General features: G+C 53.0%; 14 protein-coding genes. 7 read left to right on the plus strand and 7 right to left on the minus strand.

Annotation, left to right across the window (positions count from 1 at the left end; translation table 11 throughout):
• Positions 1-226 precede the first annotated feature (226 nt).
• Complete coding sequence (locus R6U67_RS12145) at positions 227-955, plus strand: SDR family oxidoreductase (RefSeq protein ID WP_410252792.1); 729 nt, start codon at positions 227-229, stop codon at positions 953-955.
• Here R6U67_RS12145 and R6U67_RS12150 read toward each other — a convergent pair.
• Entirely contained in the window at positions 952-1,851 is a 900-nt protein-coding gene (locus tag R6U67_RS12150) for an ROK family protein (RefSeq protein ID WP_410252793.1), read from the minus strand. The two genes, R6U67_RS12145 and R6U67_RS12150, sit on opposite strands and share 4 nt — an antisense overlap.
• A 26-nt stretch (positions 1,852-1,877) precedes the next feature.
• Positions 1,878-2,183, minus strand: a complete 306-nt coding sequence (locus tag R6U67_RS12155) for a DUF3593 domain-containing protein (protein ID WP_410252794.1) — start codon at positions 2,181-2,183, stop codon at positions 1,878-1,880.
• 388 nt (positions 2,184-2,571) lie between these two features.
• On the opposite strand from R6U67_RS12155, the gene R6U67_RS12160 reads away from it, so the two are divergent.
• From R6U67_RS12160 to R6U67_RS12175, 4 genes are all read left to right on the plus strand, one after another.
• Entirely contained in the window at positions 2,572-3,165 is a 594-nt protein-coding gene (locus R6U67_RS12160) for a superoxide dismutase (RefSeq protein WP_410252795.1), read from the plus strand.
• Positions 3,166-3,324: 159 nt separating this feature from the next.
• Positions 3,325-3,543 carry a hypothetical protein gene (locus R6U67_RS12165; RefSeq protein WP_410252796.1) on the plus strand — a complete coding sequence of 73 codons (219 nt, stop codon included), beginning with the start codon at positions 3,325-3,327 and terminating at the stop codon, positions 3,541-3,543.
• A gap of 86 nt (positions 3,544-3,629) precedes the next feature.
• Positions 3,630-5,822 carry a polyphosphate kinase 1 gene (gene ppk1 / locus R6U67_RS12170; protein WP_410252797.1) on the plus strand — a complete coding sequence of 731 codons (2,193 nt, stop codon included), beginning with the start codon at positions 3,630-3,632 and terminating at the stop codon, positions 5,820-5,822.
• 82 nt (positions 5,823-5,904) lie between these two features.
• On the plus strand, positions 5,905-7,908 hold the full coding sequence (locus R6U67_RS12175; RefSeq protein ID WP_410252798.1) for an amylo-alpha-1,6-glucosidase: 2,004 nt from the start codon (positions 5,905-5,907) through the stop codon (positions 7,906-7,908).
• Here R6U67_RS12175 and psb34 read toward each other — a convergent pair.
• The 3 genes from psb34 to R6U67_RS12190 all read right to left on the minus strand — a co-directional run bounded on the left by psb34 (position 7,894) and on the right by R6U67_RS12190 (position 10,489).
• Positions 7,894-8,073, minus strand: a complete 180-nt coding sequence (psb34, locus tag R6U67_RS12180; RefSeq protein WP_410252799.1) for a photosystem II assembly protein Psb34 — start codon at positions 8,071-8,073, stop codon at positions 7,894-7,896. The two genes, R6U67_RS12175 and psb34, sit on opposite strands and share 15 nt — an antisense overlap.
• Before the next feature lie 64 nt (positions 8,074-8,137).
• A complete protein-coding gene (locus tag R6U67_RS12185) occupies positions 8,138-9,229 on the minus strand; it encodes a sensor histidine kinase (RefSeq protein WP_410252800.1) in 1,092 nt (363 codons plus the stop codon).
• A gap of 138 nt (positions 9,230-9,367) precedes the next feature.
• Complete coding sequence (locus R6U67_RS12190) at positions 9,368-10,489, minus strand: VWA domain-containing protein (protein ID WP_410252801.1); 1,122 nt, start codon at positions 10,487-10,489, stop codon at positions 9,368-9,370.
• Positions 10,490-10,691: 202 nt separating this feature from the next.
• Between R6U67_RS12190 and R6U67_RS12195 the strand changes: the two genes are divergently transcribed.
• Positions 10,692-15,023 carry a response regulator gene (locus R6U67_RS12195; protein WP_410252802.1) on the plus strand — a complete coding sequence of 1,444 codons (4,332 nt, stop codon included), beginning with the start codon at positions 10,692-10,694 and terminating at the stop codon, positions 15,021-15,023.
• A 77-nt stretch (positions 15,024-15,100) separates the two neighbouring features.
• Here the strand turns inward: R6U67_RS12195 and R6U67_RS12200 are convergent, their stop codons facing one another.
• Positions 15,101-16,180 carry a PIN/TRAM domain-containing protein gene (locus R6U67_RS12200; RefSeq protein ID WP_410252803.1) on the minus strand — a complete coding sequence of 360 codons (1,080 nt, stop codon included), beginning with the start codon at positions 16,178-16,180 and terminating at the stop codon, positions 15,101-15,103.
• Between the two features lie 337 nt (positions 16,181-16,517).
• On the opposite strand from R6U67_RS12200, the gene hemW reads away from it, so the two are divergent.
• A complete protein-coding gene (gene hemW / locus R6U67_RS12205; RefSeq protein ID WP_410252804.1) occupies positions 16,518-17,765 on the plus strand; it encodes a radical SAM family heme chaperone HemW in 1,248 nt (415 codons plus the stop codon).
• Positions 17,766-17,908: 143 nt separating this feature from the next.
• Here hemW and pdhA read toward each other — a convergent pair whose 3' ends face one another.
• Complete coding sequence (gene pdhA, locus R6U67_RS12210) at positions 17,909-18,943, minus strand: pyruvate dehydrogenase (acetyl-transferring) E1 component subunit alpha (RefSeq protein WP_410252805.1); 1,035 nt, start codon at positions 18,941-18,943, stop codon at positions 17,909-17,911.
• Positions 18,944-19,014: the final 71 nt, after the last annotated feature.

The following is a 19,014-nucleotide window of genomic DNA, read 5'->3' on the forward strand; positions in this document are numbered from 1 at the left end:
GAGAATGCTGCCAAAAACATAGAAAAAGTCGGGGTCGGGCATACCCACGACTCTAAATGGACAAAGAACGGGCATAAGACCAGGGTTTCTGGCAATCCGATCGCTTTGTCAAACCAACCGTCAGTTAAGCCGCTTAGTCGGTTTGATTAGCCGGAGAATCCCCATCTCTTGCTTAGTGGGGAGTATGTCAACATAGACATTGTCAATCCTCAACATCGCGAATTGCATGACATCTACTCAAGGACAACTTGCACTCATTACCGGAGCCAGTAGCGGTATCGGCAAAGCCACCGCTCTCGCCTTCGCCAAAGCTGGAATTAACCTAGCCTTACTCAGTCGCTCCCAGGATAAACTCGAACAGGTGGCGATCGCCGCTCGCGAGTTTGGAGTCACCGCCGACGTCTTCCCCTGCGACATGGGTGAGTTAGACCAATTACGCGATCGCTTTGCCACCTTCGCCGAAAAACTCGGCCGAGTTGATATCCTCGTCAACAATGCCGGAATCGGTTATATCAACTCCCTCACCGACACCTCCCTCGCCGATTGGGAGCGAGTCTTCCGCCTCAACGTCACCAGCGTCTTCGAGTCCACCTGCGGCATTCTGCCCCATATGCGAGCCAAGGGAGGCGGAATCATCATCAACATTTCGTCCATCGCCGGAAAACAGGCCTTCCCCGACTGGGGTGCCTATTCTGCCAGTAAATTCGCCCTGCGGGGATGGTCCCAAACCCTAGCCGCCGAAGAAAAAGAGCATGGGATTCAGGTCACGACCGTTTGTCCAGGAGCCGTCAATACCGCCATCTGGGAAACCGACACCATGGACAAAGCCGGGTTCGATCGCAGCCAAATGCTCACCCCAGAGGCCGTGGCCCAAACCATCCTCAACGTCGTGCAACTGCCCGATGGCGCCGCGATCGACGAAATCACCGTCATGCCCAGCGGTGGCGCCTTCTAGCCCCGCTTAGCCGCCAGAAATTGCCAGGCCAGTTGGGCCGCCCCCACCATCCCGGCGCGATTGCCCAACTCAGCCAACCGCAGGCTCAGTCCCTCCCGCGAACTCGGCAGAACCCGTCGCCTCAATTCCGCTTCAGTGGCCCCTAAAAACAGAGGTGCAGCGGCCGCAATCCCACCCCCGAGGACAATCATCTCGGGGGTGAGAACATAGACCAAACTGGCTAACCCGGCCCCGAGTCGTTGCCCGTATTGCTGCCAATAGGCGATCGCCCCCTCATCCCCAGATTGCGCCTGAGCGGCTAACAGATGCGGCTCTAACCCCGTCTCGCGGCGAATTGCCTGAACCGAAGCATATTGTTCCAAAGACCCCGGATTGCCGCTATTACAAGGGGGACCCTGAGGATTGAGGGTAATTAACCCCAACTCGCCAGCGGCCCCAGTCCGGCCGACAAACAACCGTCCATCGAGAATAATTGCCCCCCCCACCCCAGTTCCCAGCGTCAAGAGAATCAGATTCTCAACCTCTCGCCCGGCCCCCAGCCAAGCCTCGCCTAACCCAGCACAGTTAGCATCATTGGCCAAAATTGTGGCCTGTCCCGTCTTGTGTTCGAGAACATCGGCCACCGGGACATCGTGCCAACCCTGTAAATTGATGGCCACGCGAGCGATACGTCCCCCAGCATCTGTTGGCCCCGGAGTTCCCAGGCCCAAAGCGAGACTTTTAGCGTGAGGGTCCAGCTCCCTCACCGCCGCCGCAATGGCCGCTAACACCGCCTCAGGGGTCGCCGGTTGCGGCGTGGCCACCTGCAACTGCTGTAAACAGGTCCCGTGAGGGGTAAACTGTCCCAGTTTAATGGCGGTTCCACCGAGATCAATGCCAATGACGCTAGGCTGCATAGAACCTCTAAGGAGACGAGAGTGTGTTAATCCGGTTCATCTTGGGGCGGTTCCCAGCCGTTGAGAGCTTCTCGGAAACCGAGAACGACCACCAAGTTCGAGAGGGTTAGGAAAAATTCAGCACTGCCATGCAGCCAGTCAATGTTGGCAAGGCTTTCACCATACTCAACTTGGGCGTAGATGCCAGCGGGAATCGTCACAATCACGAATAACAGTAACAGGTAAAAGCCAATTAGGGCTAAACGCGGTGTTTCAGGCGATCGCGTCAGGAAGTAGAGAAAGCCCAAATAGGGAAATAGCGAAACAGCGAACAGCATATCCTTGAGTGTCATAACTGACAAACCCCTAGCGTCTTCTGTATTACGGGCTACAGACATCGAAAAAATGTCCCGCTTACCCCGAAACCTAACATGGATCTCCCCCAACGCGATCGCCCCAGTTCACGAAATCGCCACACCCCTTGTTAAATCGTTCTTACAGCCATTCTAATTTTGCTTTCTCATAATCAGTCTGGATTTGTGTTAGGTTTTGGGATAGGATCAAAACTGTTAAGTTTCATTGCCGCAACCAGCGAGGCTCAAGGAGCCTGCTAGCGGAACGCCGAGGTCTCTCTCGGCTGGAAATAACAAAAGGTCTTAGCTGCCGCCCTGTCTAACGGCAGACTGTAACCAAAGAGCGTAACAGAAGACCGTAACAGAAGACATTAGAGGAGAAACATCAATGGCATTCACGCTTCCTGAATTACCCTACGCCAAAGACGCACTTGCGCCCCATATCTCAGCACAAACCCTAGAATTCCACCATGGCAAGCACCATGCTGGATACGTCAAAAAACTCAACGCTGCGATCGAAGGGACTGATCTTGAGGGTAAATCCTTAGAAGATATCATTAAAGCCACCGCCGGCAAGCCCGAAAAATCCGGTGTGTTCAACAACGCCGCTCAAGTTTGGAACCACAGCTTCTACTGGCAATGCATGAAACCCGGTGGCGGCGGTCAACCCAGCGGTGCTTTAGCCGAAAAAATCAATGCTCAGTTTGGCAGCTATGACAAACTCGTTGCTGAACTCAAAGCCGCCGGTGGCGGTCAATTCGGCAGTGGTTGGGCTTGGTTAGTCCAAGATGGCGACAGCCTCAAAGTCGTGAAAACCCTCAACGCCGAGAACCCTGTCACCCAAGGTCTCAAACCCTTGTTGACCATCGACGTTTGGGAACACGCCTACTATCTCGACTACCAAAACAAACGTCCCGACTACCTCGACACCTTCCTCAGCAGCTTGGTTAACTGGGACTTTGTTGCCAGCCAAATGAGCTAGGTCTACTGATCTAGGTCGAATGCGCTAGATTGAGGACAGATCAGTCCCAAGATCATTCGTTTCAATCCCTAAGCATCTCAGCCACGCCTGCCGTGGCTGTTTTTTTTGCCCCGTGCCGTTAAGCTGAAGTTAAACTGACCGAGGTACGATATAGCATTCATGAACAGTCACGACCTGGCACACTATATTGAGGCGATCGACGGGATACACAAGCCCTGGCTGTTGGCCCAATTGCGCCTCAAGAAGCTGCAAGAACGCCGTTCTAGCCTGTCCCAGTCCGATTACGTCGCCGAACTGTCACAAATCCAAGCTGAGTTAGCCCAACTCGGCGATTGGTGGGTGGGTCGAGAAGATGAGGTGTTTCGACAAGGCCGTTAACCCTCGCTGTTAACCCTCCTCATAGACCTCTAGTCGCTCATCCTCGCCTGACCCAATCCTCGTAGTCTCTCCCCCAAACTCTCTCTATGGCTAAGACCAAAAAAACCGCATCCGAGTCCTCCAGCAAGGCCCTGAAATCCAGCCCGGCTGACAGCGATCGCCTCAAGGATCCCAACAACTACTTTAACCGCGAGTTAAGCTGGCTCGAATTTAACTATCGGGTTCTATACGAAGCCCTCGACGATCGCACCCCCCTCCTCGAACGCCTCAAATTCATGGCGATTGTCAGTAACAACCTCGACGAATTCTTTATGGTCCGGGTGGCGGGACTCAAACAACAAGTCAAAGCCGAAGTTCGTAAACTCACCCCCGACGGTCGCAGTCCCCAACAGCAACTCAACGATATTAGCGATCGCCTCCATCCCATCTTCGCCGAACAACACCAGCACTTCCAAACCGTCCTCCGGCCCCAACTGGCGGACCATGGAATTTACCTCCTCGACTACATCGACCTCAACCAAGAACAACGCACCTACCTACAAACCTACTTCGAGGACAAAATTTTCCCCGTCCTCACCCCCCTGGCCGTAGACCCGGGCCATCCCTTCCCCTTCATCTCCAACCTCAGCCTCAACTTAGCTGTCGTGGTCAAAGATCCCGAAATTGACCAAGAACATTTCGCCCGCGTCAAAGTTCCCAAAGTCCTCCCCCGCTTCATCGAACTCCCCCAACCCGATAATCCTGACAGCAACCACCAGGGCCTCAACTGGGTCGGCGTTCCTCTCGAACAAGTCATCGCCCATAACCTCGAAGCCCTCTTTCCGGGGATGAATATCCAGGAATATCACCCCTTCCGCATTACCCGCAACGCCGATATCGCCGTCGAAGAAGACGAAGCTGATGACCTGTTGCTGGCGATCGAACAAGAACTGCGAAAACGACGCTGGGGCGGGTCCGTGGTGCGGATGGAAGTTCCCTCAACCCTCTCCCCCGAAGTGCGGGATATGTTGATGCGAGAACTCTCCCTCGCCCCCGAAGATGTCTATGAGGTCGAAGGACTCCTCGGATTAGGCGATCTAATGTCCTTTATGGGACTTCCCCTACCAGACCTCAAAGATACTCCCTGGACACCAGTTATTCCCGCTCGCTTCCGCCAGTTTAGCGACGTTGATTTCAACCTCAATCAAGCCAGTGGCGATGGAGAACATGACCTATTTACTGAAATCCGTGAACGGGGCGATGTCTTGTTTCATCACCCCTATCACTCCTTTACCGCCACGGTGCAACACTTTATCACCACCGCCGCCCATGACCCCGATGTGTTGGCCATCAAAATGACCCTCTATCGGACGTCGGGAGATTCACCCATTATTCACTCCCTGATTGATGCCGCAGAAAATGGCAAACAAGTTGCCGTTTTAGTTGAACTCAAAGCCCGATTTGATGAAGAAAATAACATCCTTTGGGCGAGGAAATTAGAGCAAGCCGGCGTTCACGTTGTCTATGGATTAGTGGGTTTAAAAACTCACACCAAAATCTCCATGGTCGTGCGTCAAGAAAAACAACATATTCGTCGTTACGTCCATATTGGTACCGGAAACTACAACCCAAAAACCGCAAAACTCTACACCGATTTGGGGATTATCACCTGTAACGATGAAATTGGTGCCGACTTGACCGATTTATTTAATCATCTCACCGGTTACTCCCGGCAACGCTCCTATCGCAAACTGCTCGTGGCCCCGGTGAATATGCGCGAACGGATGGAACAGCTGATTCGTCAGGAGATCGACCATGCCAAAAACGGGGGAAGTGGACGGATTGTCGCGAAAATGAACGCTCTCGTGGATCCCAAACTCATCGCTTCACTCTATGAAGCCTCCCAGGCGGGCGTGGAGATTGACCTGATTGTCCGAGGCATTTGTTGTCTACGTCCGGGGATGAAAGGGTTAAGCGAGAATATCCGCGTCATTAGTATCATTGGGCGCTTTTTGGAACATTCGCGCATCTTTTACTTCTATAATGAGGGGCAAGAACGGGTATTTATTGGCAGTGCGGACTGGATGCCTCGTAATCTCAACCGTCGGGTTGAGGCGGTGGTGCCAGTCCAAGATCCCACCATCGCTAAGGATTTACAAGAAATCTTGGGGATTATGCTCTCGGATAATCGCCAGGCTTGGGAGTTGCAGACGGATGGTTCTTATGTTCAACGTCGTTCGAGTGACGATGGGATTGCACAAGGCTCTCACGAGATCTTGATGCAGATGGCCATGCAATAAACCCACAGACAACATCCTATTGGGAATACTGGAGAGGGAGGAGGCGGATGGGGTATAGAGACGCAGATCGCGACGGCTTGAGATGACAATTCAGTTCGGACGAGAGATTTGTGGTGACCTAGACCACGCGCAACGGCGGGAATGGTTGGTCACGAATGGGATTGGGGGCTATGGTTGTGGAACTGTAGCCGGGTTACTGACACGTCAGTATCACGGTCTTTTGGTCGCCGCCCTCGAACCCCCCTGTCGCCGTCGCTTGCGGGTGGTTAAACTCGATGAAACGGTGCAGTTGGGTGGAAAGTCCTATCCTCTATATACCAATCGCTGGGCGGATGGGACGGTGGCGCCGCGAGGCTATTATTATCTTGAGCAGTTTCGCCTCGACGGGCGTACCCCGATTTGGCGCTACGCCTGTGGTGAGGCGCGGCTGGAAAAGTCGATTTGGATGGAGTGGGGGCGTAATATAACCTATGTCCGTTATCATCTGCGTCAGGGTGGGCGATCGCTGAGTCTCTCGATTAAAGCCCTCGTCAACGATCGCAGTCATCATGGCGGGATTACTGGGGAAAATTGGGACATGACTCCATGTCCCCAGGGCGTGAAACTCTCCTGTGAGGGGGGAGATCCCTGTTATATTTTGAGCGATCGCGGCCGGGTCAGTGAAAGTTATAACTGGTATGCTGGCTTCGACTTGGCCCTGGAACGCGATCGCCACACCGGTGACTGTGAAGACCATCTCCACGGTGCCAGCCTCAAAGCCAACTTAGACCCCGGAGAGTCCTTCACCGTGGCGGTCAGTACCGACCCCCTCTCCGAGTTAGACGCCGCCGCCGCCTGGGACCGCTATCAGGCCCGAGAGCAGCAATTGATTCGCACCTGGAGAGAAAACCAACCCCCGGGTTCAGAAGAGATCGCCCCGGCTTGGATTCAACAGTTGGTATTAGCCGCTGATAGCTTTTTGGTGACTCGCCAACCCCTGTATATCCCTCCCAACGGTTGGGAAACAACGGTTTTAACCGGATATCCCTGGTTTGGGGATTGGGGTCGCTATACCATGATGAGCCTACCCGGATTGACCTTGGCCACGGGTCGTCCTGAGTTGATGCGATCGGTTTTAACCACCTCAGCTCGCTATTTTAAAAACGGTGTTCTCCCTAATGTTTTCCCTGATGACGGCGGGCCACCGGCTTATAACACGGTCGATGCTAGTCTTTGGTATATCGAGGCCGTGCGCTTGTATTTTAAGAGTAGCGGCGATTTATCCTTTCTTGAACGAATTTATCCGACGCTGGTTGAGGTGATTGAGGCGTATCGTTGCGGCCTTAATCCCGGAATTGGACTCGATCGCCAAGATGGTTTACTAGAGTGCGCGGCCCAACTGACCTGGATGGATGCCAAAGTTGGGGATGATGTGATCACGCCTCGTCAGGGTAAAGCGATTGAAGTCAATGCACTCTGGTATAACGCCGTTGTCGCCATGACTCACTTTGCCGAAGCCCTCGGACACCGCTCTAAGGCTTATCACGCCCTAGGCCGGCAAATTCAAGCCGGATTTCAACGGTTTTGGAATTCCAATTTGGGCTATTGTTACGATGTTCTCGATGGGCCTGAGGGGGATGAGACGAAACTACGGCCCAACCAACTCTTGGCGGTCTATCTTCCCGGACCGTTGTTATCTCTGGACCGTCAACGAGCCATTTTGGAGGTCTGTCGTCGCTCTCTGTTGACCTCCTATGGCCTGCGATCGCTGTGTCCCGATGACCGGCATTATGTGGGCATCTATGGCGGCGATTTGAACCAGCGCGATCGCGTCTACCATCAGGGAACAACCTGGGCCTGGTGGCTGGGAATTTATAGTTTGGCCCATTACCGACTGTATCAGAACCGTTGCGAGGCTCTCAGTTTCCTCGCCCCCTTAGCCGACCATCTGCAGACGGCGGGATTAGGACAAATCAGTGAGATTTTCGATGGGGATGAACCCATGTTGCCCCGAGGCTGTATCGCTCACGGGGCAGCCGTTGCCTCGACGTTGTGGGCCTGGCGGGCCATTACCCAGTCGAGTTCAACCTCGTTAGCTGACCGTTGAGACAGCATAGGCAACTGCAATAATACCCACGACAAACAAGGCTGCTAGGGTGCCGAGAACTGCATAATTGCGCTTTTCTTCACGGGTGGGGGGTTCGGCTTCGTACATTTTGGGTTCGATGGCGTAGTTATTGAGCCGGCCACCCTCTTCATCAACGTAAGGCATAAAGAAATTATCCTAATGTTAGTCTTGTTAACCAATACCACTATAGCGCTATCAATGCCAACAGTCACGGAAGCATAGGCAGGGAGAAGTAAAAGGTACTGCCTTGGCCGAGTTGGCTTTCAACGCGAATGGTTCCTCCGTGGAGTTCCACCAATCGCCGCGTAATGGCTAAGCCTATCCCCGTTCCCCCCGAATGTCGCGATCGCGATCGCTCGGCCCGCCAGAAGCGATCGAACACATAGGGCAAATCCTCCGCCGCAATGCCAATCCCCGTATCACGGACTGCCGTCCAGATATAGGGGTCCTCGCACCAAGCTGTCACAGAAATCGTACCATGATCTGAATAGCGGACTGCATTCCCCAGCAAATTCATCAAAACCTGTTCAATGCGATCATAATCAGCAAACACATTCGGCAAATCATCAGGACAGTCTAACGATAACGTCAATTCATCGATTAACTGCTCGGATAAACGACTAATTAAGCCATCTAACAGGTTACATAAACACAGAGGTCGTGGGTTAATGGTTAAATAGCCCGCTTCTGCTTTTGAGAGTTCCTGTAAATCGTTAACCAATCGTTCCAAACGGCGCGTTTCTCGTGCCAATTTATCATAAGTTTCGGGAGTGGGGTCGAGTCGTCCATCGGCGAGTTCTTCTAAGTAGCCTCGCATCACCGTCAGCGGAGTTCGCAATTCATGGGTCATGTCACTAATGAGTTCACGGCGACGATGTTCAATCTCACGAATACTATCCGCCATGCGATTAAAACTAAGACTCAATTGATAAAATTCAGGGATTTCACTCATCGGCATTCGTTCATCAAAATCCCCAGCGGCAAAGCGTTGTGTAATCTGCCGCATCCGTCGCAACGGTAGGGTAATCCGCCGCGATAGCCAATAACTCAATAGGCCAGCCGCAGATGCTCCACTAATGACAGACCAAAAGGTGCTACGGTTCCAGGTGATTTCAAAACCTTTGACAATATACGTTTTAACGGAGCGAACGCTAAAAAACTCCGTACTTTCCATTTGTTCAAGTTGAACGATAAATTGTCGAGGTGAATAGATTTTGCTAATTAAAATAAAACTGGCTAACCCAACTAACATGACCAGTAAATGAGACAAAAATAACCGTATTTTAACGTCAACTTTCATAATAATTACTACTAGCAATAAATTCAATAAGTCTCAACAAGATGAGTACCCAAAATACCGTTATATTATTTCTCCTGCCTCTTGCCTCTTGCCTCTTGCCTTTTGCCTTTTCTTCCCCTGTTCCCTGTTCCCTGTTCCCTAAACCAGCAAATGCTCACTAATTAACGCCGGGAACTCATCGGGAGTACAAGCAAAGGTGGGAATCCCCAAACGAGCAACGTAATCAGCATTAGTGGCATCATAACTAGGAACTCCCGTCTCATCGATCGCCAACAGACTAATCACCCGTACCCCTGATGCTAGCAGTTGAGCGAGCGATCGCCACAACAGCTGACGATCGCCGCCATCATACAGATCACTGATCAGAATCAACACCGTCTCTTGCGGCTGTTGAATCGTATCTAAGCCGTAGCGTAAAACCGCCGAAATATCAGTTCCACCGCCTAACTGCATACCCAGTAAGAGTTCCAGGGGATCATCCAGAAGCGGCGTTAACTCCAGCACCGAGGTATCAAACGCCAAAAGTCTAACCTTCAGTAAAGATACAGAGGCCAAAACCGAGGCAAAAACGCTAGCATAGACCACTGAACCCGCCATAGAGGCACTCTGATCCAAACAAAGAAGAACATCTTGTCGGATCTGGGGGGGAGTCCCACGATGAATCAATTTTTCAGGGATGATCGTGCCATAGTGGGGTTGATAGTGTTTGAGATTGGCATACAGGGTGCGTTGCCAATCAATCTCCCGATATCGAGGATGTCGCTGAGGTAGCCGCTGACGCAAACGGCCCAACAGAGCCTGTTGCGTCGCCGGACGTAACCGCTGTTCGAGATCTTCAACGACCTGACGAACAATCTGGCGAACTCGGTCTTGAAGCGAGTCCGGTAAAGTGGGGGCCAAACTCAAGACCTGGGCGACTAATATCACATCCGGGTCCAGATGATCGCTAAGGGTGTGATCGAGGAGAAGCGATCGCAAGTTAACCCGTTTGATCGCATCATGCTGCATCACCTGAACCACCGCCTGGGGGAAATCGGCGCGAATCTCATCGAGCCAGCGAATCACCCCCGGCGTTGAGCGTCCAAGTCCCCCTGAGCGAGTCGGTTGATAAAGAGCCTCAAGCGATCGCAGGCGACGGGAATCCAAGCCAGCCTCAGACCCCTGTGAGTCGGGATTGGCCTCGATCGCATCACTCCCCAAAATCAATCGCCAACGGCGAGAAGCTTGTACATTAGAAGGAAGGTTAAGATTGTCGTTCATGACTAACGCTCGTTACCTTAATAAAAACTAAACCTCTCTGTTGATCCAACAGAGGTACGAGAAACTCGTTGTAACGTTTAAGTAGACCAATCGGGTGGATTCTCTCATTTTTCAGAGAGTCAAGCAGAATACAATACAGAGCGCGTCCCTCATTGAGCGAGTCCCCTGGGCATATCGGTTGATTATTTTCTTCCACTCCGGCATGAAACTACGAAAGAAAACTTTACTCATCGTCGGTGCGGCGTTGGTGGCGCTAAATATCACAATTTACGCCATATCTTCGTTAATCTTGCTTAGAGATTTCACGCATCTAGAGCAGCAGTACGTCCAGCAAGACGTGACCCATGCCCTGCGTGCCATTGACCATGAACTCTCAAGTCTCAATACCATTGCCCGAGACTATGCCGAGTGGGACGATACCTATGAGTTTATCAAAACCGGAAATCCCGAATACGTGCGATCGAACCTGATCGACTCCACCTTTTCCTACCTCAATCTCAACTTTATGGTCTTTGTCGATGCCGAGGGGAGGATTCGCTTTCAGAAAGCCTACGATCGCCCCCAACCCCGAGCCATCGACCTCTCCCGTAGCTTAAAGCCCTTCTTAGACCCCAACTATCCCCAACAGTCGTTACTGATTCGCGATCGCGCCAACGACAGCATTCAGGGCATCCTAGAACTCGACGGTCACCTGGTCACCGTAGCGGCCCGGCCCATCGTCACCAGTCAAATTACCGGACCCCCTCGCGGAACCCTGATTGTCGGGCGCAACTTCAGCGATCGCGCGATCGCGCGTCTGAGCGAGCAAACCCAGCTCTCCCTGGCCTTCTACCCCCGAGGCGCCGAGTCCTTCCCGGCTGACGTACAGCGAGCCTGGCAGGACTTACTCACCGACCCCCCAGACGAGAACAACGACACCTGGACTCGTCGCCATCCCGGCGCATCCGCCCTCAATCTCAAGGGGGAGATGACCCTAGACCGCTTCAACCGTCAGGGAAACCCAGACCCTGAGTTTCTCCGTTTCCCCTATCTGCCCCTGCCCCCAGGCGAACGTATCGCCGGGTACACCCTAGTTTGGGGTCTCAATGACCAACCCATTGGCCTGCTGCGAGTCGATGCCCCCCGGGCCATCTACCAACAAGGACAAATCAGCATTCGCTACTTTTCCCTCGCTCTGATCATCGTCGGCGTGGTGTTCAGTGGCTTAACCCTGCTGCTGATTGAAAAACTGGTCCTGTCGCCCCTATCTCGGCTCAGCAAGAGTATGAATCAACTCAAACAAGCCGGCGATCCCGAGATGCGACTCGAAGGTGTCGGCCAAGACGAACTGTCAAGCCTTGCCTATACCGTCAACGAGATGCTGGACGCACTGGGGCGATCGCAAGTCGAGCGGCAAGAAACCGAACAACGCTATCGCTTGATGGCCGAGAACTCCACTGACCTGATTGCTCGACAAAATCCCGACGGTCAATTTCTCTACGCCTCCCCCGCCTGCGAAGTCTTACTCGGCTACCAACCCGAAGAACTCATCGAGTGCTACGCGCGAGATCTCGTCCATCCCCTCGATCGCGAGACCTTCGACTACTCCACCGCCGAAGTTCTCAGCACCACCACCTCCCTAACCCTCAGCTACCGCATTCGTCATAAAGACGGCCATTACATTTGGTTTGAAACCACCAGTCGAGCCTTTGGCGATCGCAACCGTCAACCTGGCGACAGCCAATCCGCCACCCGTAACGCCAAAGGGGAGCCAATTCGCGAAATCGTCAGTGTCTCGCGAGACATTACCGAGCGGAAACTGGCCGAAGAAGACCTGCGAGAAAGCGAAGCCTCGATTCGGGCCATCTATAAAGTCACCTCATCGCGCAAACTCAACTTCCAGCAACGGTTGCAAGGTCTCCTGGAACTGGGACGACAGCGGTTCGGCATGGAAATTGGCATCCTCTCGCGCATTCAAGACGAAGACTTTGAAATCTTGGAAGTGCAATGTCCCCAAACCCCTCCCGGTTTAGTGGTCAATCGTCCCTTGCTGCCGGGTCAACATTTGCCTCTGGCCGAAACCTATTGTTTTCGCACCATGGAGGCCAATGACCCCTTATATTTTGAATTCCTCTTAATGTACGGCACCAATGTGCCACCGAAATATGGCCCCTTCCGCATTCAAGCCTATATTGGCACTCCCGTCATTGTCGCCGGTGAAGTCTATGGAACCCTGAGTTTTTCTAGCCAGACCCCCCTGCATGAGCCATTTAAACCCGTCGATCGCGAAATCCTCAAACTGATGGCCCAATGGATTGGGGGTGAGATTGAACGACAAGACACCGCCGCCGACTTGGCCCGTACCCGCGATCGCGCCCTAGCGGCCACCCAAGCCAAAAGCGAATTTCTGGCCACCATGAGTCACGAAATTCGCACCCCCATGAATGCCGTAATTGGTATGACGGGGTTACTACTCGACACAGAACTCTCCCTCGAACAACGGGATTTTGTCGAGACCATTCGCAGTAGTGGCGATACCCTACTGACGATTATCAATGATATTCTCGACTTCTCTAAAATTGAATCGGGCAAACTCGAACTCGAACAACATCCCTTCGATTTGCGGGCCTGTGTCGAACAATCCCTGGATTTACTGGCCTCTAAAGCCACTGGGAAAGGATTAGAACTGGCCTATCTCATGTCCAACGACACGCCACAACATATCTGTGGTGATGTGACCCGAGTTCGCCAGATTCTCGTCAACTTGCTCAGTAACGCCGTTAAATTTACCGATCAAGGTGAAGTGGTGGTGTCCATCTCGGCGGAGTTGATTGAGAGTGAGGCGGAGAATGACTCAGACGAAAATGGGAATGGGGCCGCTGAACCTCTCCAGAGGGAATCTGAGTTAGATAGCAAAGACGCAAACGAGGCAAAAGATGCAAAAGATACAGATCACTTAGAATTTCCCCACTATCGGATTCAGTTTGCTGTGCGCGATACGGGGATTGGCATTCAGAGCGATCGTATGCACCGTTTATTTCGCTCCTTTTCCCAAGTCGATTCCTCCACCACTCGTCAATATGGGGGAACGGGCCTGGGATTGGCCATTAGCAAACGTTTGGCTGAAATGATGGGTGGGGTCATGTGGGTCGAAAGTATGGGTCACGCCACCGGCGATCGCCCCGATTGGTTTGAAGTCAGCAGCAACCCCGACCAGCCGGGTTCCGTCTTTTACTTTACCCTGGTGGCTCCCCAAGCGCCTCAAGTGCCGCTGGTCAAATCCCTGCGTCATCGTGTGGAACTACAAGGGAAACGCTTGCTCGTCGTCGATGATAACGCCACCAACCGCAAGATTTTGACCTTAGCCACCCAGGGCTGGGATATGGAGACATTAGCGGTCCCTGATGGTCCCACGGCCTTAGAGGTTGTGCCGAAGGAAGCCCCCTTTGACCTGGCCATTTTGGATATGCAAATGCCTGAAATGGATGGGTTAACTCTGGCCCAGGAACTCCAGGAGTTGGAGGTTATGAAAGATGTGCCGCTGATTATCCTCACCTCGATGGGGTCAGAACTGCAAGGGGTTGACCTGCCCCTAGCGGCCCTCTTGAATAAACCCATCAAACAGTCACAACTCTATGACATCTTGGTTGGGGTTTTGAGTGGGGAGCCGGTAGAACGAGAATATGAGAAAACGCCTAAGTTAGATGGCCATCTCGCCGATCGCTTCCCCCTGAAAATTTTGGTCGCTGAAGACAATGCAGTGAACCAAAAAGTGGCCACGCAAACCCTCGCTCGTATGGGCTATCGGGCTGATGTGGTGGGCAACGGAGTCGAAGTTCTCGATGCCTTAACGCGGCAGCATTATGATGTGGTGTTAATGGATGTGCAAATGCCGGTGATGGACGGTTTAGAGTCCTCTCGTCGCATTTGTCAGAAATGGTCTAAGTCTCGTCGTCCCTATCTGATTGCGGTGACGGCCAATGCCATGCAGGGCGATCGCGAGGACTGTATTGCTGCTGGGATGGACGACTATATTAGTAAACCCATTCGCGTCAATGAGCTGATTCAGGCCTTGTCTCGTTGTCCAGTGACGGGGACGGTGTCCCTGAAAGCCTTAGCCGCTGATCGAGAACCCTCTGAGCGACGGGAAGCGGCTGAAGCGCCTCCTGAAGTGAATTTGCCGGTTCTCAATGAAAAAACCTTAGAGGATTTGCGGGACATCGAGGCCCTAGAGGAGTTAGTCGATTTATATTTACAAGAAACCCCGCAACTGCTCGATGGTGTTGAGATGGCGATCGCCGATCATAACGCCAAACAGTTACGGGAATCGGCTCACTCCCTCAAATCCACCAGTGCCGCACTTGGGGCCAATCCCCTCTCTGAACTGAGTCGGGAACTCGAAGAAAAGGGCAAAGCTGAGGACTTTACTGGCGTGAATGAACTCTGGGAACGGGTGGTTCAGCAATACGATCGCACCGTCGATGCCCTGCAAGCAGCCAAACAGGAGACATCTTCCCCAGACGGCCAAGAACAAGAGATAACCATCAACAATTGATCGTCTACCTCTTGCCTCTTGCCTCTTGCCTCTTGCCTCTTGCCTCTTGCCTCTTGCCTCTTCTTGCCTCTTCCCCCCTACGCCATCGCCGAGGCATGGGGACGAGCAAAAATCATACGGCCAGCCGAGGTTTGTAAGGCACTGGTGACGACAACATGAATTTCGTTGCCGATGAGGTCAGAACTCTCTTCAACGACGACCATCGTGCCATCATCGAGATAGCCAACACCCTGATCCGGTTCCTTGCCCGTTTTCAGAATTTTGACCTCAATATCATCCCCAGGAAGATAGGAGAGGCGAACCGCTTGCGCCAGTTCATTGATATTGAGAACGGCCACCTTTTGCAACGTAGCCACTTTGCTGAGATTAAAGTCATTGGTGAGCAGAGTGGCATTGATTTCTGCCGCCAGACGGACTAACTTGGCATCCACCGTCATGGGTTCGTCGTAATCAGCGGCATAGATGTCAATGCGATCGGGATAATCTTCCTTGATCTGATTGAGAATATCCAGACCCCGTCTACCGCGAACCCGCTTCCCATCGTTAGAGGCGTCGGCGACCTGTTGCAGTTCCTCTAGGACGAACTGGGGAATGAGAATTGGCCCTTCCAGAAATCCGGTATCCAGGAGATTCTGAATCCGTCCGTCGATAATACAACTGGTGTCCACCACTTTCGTGGTAGCGGGTTTGAGGGTTCCTTCAGCCACCATCAAACTCTCAACACTGTTGGGGTTGAGCAGGCGCAAGAAGGCCCGGCCATGGGTGTCGGCCAGGGTCACGCCCAGAAAGCCGAACATGACGCTTCCCAAAACGGCGACAAAGGGTTTGATGAAGGTGAAGTCTTTGGGGATGGGAACGAGGAAGACCGGCGCTAACATCAAGTTAGCGACCAGTAGCCCCGCCACTAAGCCCAGGGCGCGGGTGAGGAGGACTTCTAGGGGCATTTGACGGATGTTGGCTTCGATACGGCGATAGGTCGTCTGTACCGAGAGGCCGACTACACCACTGATGAGGGCGGCAAAACTTGCCACCACCCAGCGTAAGCCGTCAATGTTGGTGACTTGCTGCATGGCACTCCCAGGAAGGAGTTCAATGCTGAAAAAGCCTACCCCGGCTCCCGCAATGATGAATGAGATGATAATAAGTGCGTCGAGCATCGTTTGGATTCCGGTTAGGACGGGATCGAGTTGGGTTGGGGAAGCGAGCGGTTGGGTTAAAGGGGTGAGTTTGCGGCGCACTCTGGCGGCCGTGTTGAATGGGGTTCCCCGGAATGGAGATGGCTTTAACCTCAACATTTAAACCATTATAAAGGCTGATTCCCAAGGGCGATCGCTCCGGGTCGCTCCTGGGTCATTCCGGGTTACTCCTGGGTCACTCCTGGGTTACTCCTGGGTTACTCCTGGGTCAGTTCGGACGCTTAGGCGGCTCGGGTTGGCGTCATTTCTCTCGATGAATCCCTGTTCCACTGTTGGCTATGACCTCGTATCACCTTGTATGACCTCTAATTTCTCCGTGTTATCCTCTCAAACCGTTTCTTCGTCCTGGATGGCTCAAACCTATAGTCCCCCGAGGTCGGCCTATGTCCATATTCCCTTCTGTCGCCGCCGTTGTTTTTATTGCGATTTCCCGATTTCCGTGATTGGCGATCGCCAGTCGGGAGATCAGGCCCCCGCTATAACTCGCTATGTTGACCATCTCTGTCGTGAGATTCGCGGTACTCCCTCCCTGGGAAACGCCCTAGACACCGTGTTTTTGGGCGGGGGGACTCCCTCATTGCTCTCGCCGGGGCAGTTGCAGCAAATTTTGCAGAGCTTACAGGCGCAATTTGGGCTAAATCCGGGAGCAGAGGTCTCAATTGAGATGGATCCCGGAACCTTTGATAAAGCCAAGTTGCAGGGCTTTCTAGCCGCCGGTATTACCCGAATTAGCTTCGGCGCTCAGGCGTTTCAGGATGAGTTGCTGGCGGCCTGTGGGCGATCGCACTCGGTGGCGGATATCTATGCCGCCTATGAGTTACTCCAAGAGGAGGGGGCTGAGAATGTCAGTTTTGATCTGATTTCAGGATTGCCCTACCAAAGCTTAAAGCAATGGCAAGCGTCGTTAGGGGAGGCGATCGCCCTCAAGCCACAACATCTCTCGGTGTATGACCTGATTGTCGAACCCAAAACCGTTTTCGCCCGCCGCTACGAGTCAGAAACCCATCCTCTCCCCGACGGCGATACAGCCGCTGAATTCTATCGACAGGCGATCGCCCAACTCCAAGCCGCCGGCTACGACCATTACGAAATCAGTAACCACGCTCAACCCGGCTACACCTGTCAGCACAATCAAACCTATTGGCACAACCGTCCCTATTACGGATTCGGGATGGGGGCAACAAGTTACACCCAAGGACAGCGCCTCAGTCGCCCGAGAACCCGTGTTGACTACGTAAAATGGCTTGAAACGTATCTCAACGCAAACGGACAGCTTGACGCGCCCCCAGTCTCCCCCAATGACCTCATTTTAGAGACACTCATGTTGCGCTTAAGGCTGGCCGCCGGTATTCCCATCCCAGAACTTGAGGACAATCTAACCCCCCAAGCCCTAGAGAACGTCAAACAGGCGATCGCCCCCTACATCAACCAAGGCTGGGTTCACTGGGGGCCAGAGGCGGTTCATTTAAGCGATCCCGAAGGCTTCCTGTTTTCCAACAGCATCCTCTCAACACTGTTCAACGCCCTAGACAGCGAGGGGAATTAAATCCCCAATCTTGGACAGTTGAACGTCAACAGCATCTTGCCAGGAGAGGGCGACCATAAAGGTTCGCCCCTACATCTTTCCTTTTGCCTTTTGCCTTTTGCCTCTTGCCTCTTGCCTCTTGCCTCTTGCCTCTTGCCTTCCCCCTAAACGTCTTCAGCAAAAATGAAGCGGCGGAGTTCACTGGGATCGGGTTCAGGACTCGATTGAGCAAATTCAACCGCCTCATTGATGTGATCTTGAGTTTGGGCTTTAATCGCCTCAAGTTCCTCAGAATTGACCAAATTATTTTCCGTCAAGAACCGTTCAAAACGGTTAATCGGGTCCCGAGCGAACCAGATCTCTTTTTCTTCCTTGGAGCGCAACTCATCGGGATCTGCCAAAGAGTGACCACGGAAGCGATAGGTGAGGGCTTCAATCAGCGTCGGTCCCTCGCCGGCCCGAGCGCGTTTGACGGCTTCTTGAGCCACAGACCGAACGGCCACGACATCCATTCCATCGACCTCAACCCCAGCCATATTAAAGACACTGGCTTTCTTATAAATTTCCGGTTGAGAGGTGGCTCGTTCATGGGCCATACCGATCGCCCATTTGTTGTTTTCAACGACAAAAATAATCGGCAACTTCCAAAGCGAGGCCATATTCAGGGTTTCAAAAAACTGGCCATTATTACTGGCCCCGTCGCCAAAGAAACAGGCCACCACCTGATTGGCGTTGGGGTCTTTCATCACTTCCTTACGGTAGCGAACCTGAAACGCCGCGCCCATGGCCACGGGAATCCCCTCAGCCACAAAGGCGTAACCTCCGAGGAGCTTATGTTCATTGGAGAACATGTGCATCGAACCGCCACGGCCCTTGCTGCATCCAGTCGCTTTCCCGAACAGTTCCGCCATGACTTCCTTGGCGGGAACTCCAGCACTGAGAGCATGAACGTGGTCGCGGTAGGTGCTGCATACGTAGTCGTCGCCGGGGTTCATGGCTTGGACTACCCCTGAGGAGACGGCTTCTTGTCCGTTATAGAGGTGGACAAAGCCGAACATCTTGCCGCGATAGTACATTTCGGCGCATTTATCCTCGAACAAACGCCCGAGAACCATATCTTTGTAGATTCGGAGTCCATCTTCACGGCTAATTTCGACCGAGTGGGTGTTGGACGTGGGGAGGGTGCGTTCTGTAACCATTGAGATTTCGACTGTCCCAAACAATAACCTAATTGATCCAGGATACACGGGCAGGGGGAACGGGGTAGGAT

The sequence above is a fragment of the Sodalinema sp. genome, assembly GCF_046483825.1.
GTDB lineage: Bacteria > Cyanobacteriota > Cyanobacteriia > Cyanobacteriales > Geitlerinemataceae > Sodalinema.

Excerpts from the sequence above, each read along its gene's own strand:
- R6U67_RS12145 (WP_410252792.1), top strand. The coding sequence starts at position 227 with ATGACATCTACTCAAGGACAACTTGCACTCATTACCGGAGCCAGTAGC.
- R6U67_RS12150 (WP_410252793.1), bottom strand. The coding sequence starts at position 1,851 with ATGCAGCCTAGCGTCATTGGCATTGATCTCGGTGGAACCGCCATTAAA.
- R6U67_RS12155 (WP_410252794.1), bottom strand. The coding sequence starts at position 2,183 with ATGACACTCAAGGATATGCTGTTCGCTGTTTCGCTATTTCCCTATTTG.
- R6U67_RS12160 (WP_410252795.1), top strand. The coding sequence starts at position 2,572 with ATGGCATTCACGCTTCCTGAATTACCCTACGCCAAAGACGCACTTGCG.
- R6U67_RS12165 (WP_410252796.1), top strand. The coding sequence starts at position 3,325 with ATGAACAGTCACGACCTGGCACACTATATTGAGGCGATCGACGGGATA.
- ppk1 (WP_410252797.1), top strand. The coding sequence starts at position 3,630 with ATGGCTAAGACCAAAAAAACCGCATCCGAGTCCTCCAGCAAGGCCCTG.
- R6U67_RS12175 (WP_410252798.1), top strand. The coding sequence starts at position 5,905 with ATGACAATTCAGTTCGGACGAGAGATTTGTGGTGACCTAGACCACGCG.
- psb34 (WP_410252799.1), bottom strand. The coding sequence starts at position 8,073 with ATGCCTTACGTTGATGAAGAGGGTGGCCGGCTCAATAACTACGCCATC.
- R6U67_RS12185 (WP_410252800.1), bottom strand. The coding sequence starts at position 9,229 with ATGAAAGTTGACGTTAAAATACGGTTATTTTTGTCTCATTTACTGGTC.
- R6U67_RS12190 (WP_410252801.1), bottom strand. The coding sequence starts at position 10,489 with ATGAACGACAATCTTAACCTTCCTTCTAATGTACAAGCTTCTCGCCGT.
- R6U67_RS12195 (WP_410252802.1), top strand. The coding sequence starts at position 10,692 with ATGAAACTACGAAAGAAAACTTTACTCATCGTCGGTGCGGCGTTGGTG.
- R6U67_RS12200 (WP_410252803.1), bottom strand. The coding sequence starts at position 16,180 with ATGCTCGACGCACTTATTATCATCTCATTCATCATTGCGGGAGCCGGG.
- hemW (WP_410252804.1), top strand. The coding sequence starts at position 16,518 with ATGACCTCTAATTTCTCCGTGTTATCCTCTCAAACCGTTTCTTCGTCC.
- pdhA (WP_410252805.1), bottom strand. The coding sequence starts at position 18,943 with ATGGTTACAGAACGCACCCTCCCCACGTCCAACACCCACTCGGTCGAA.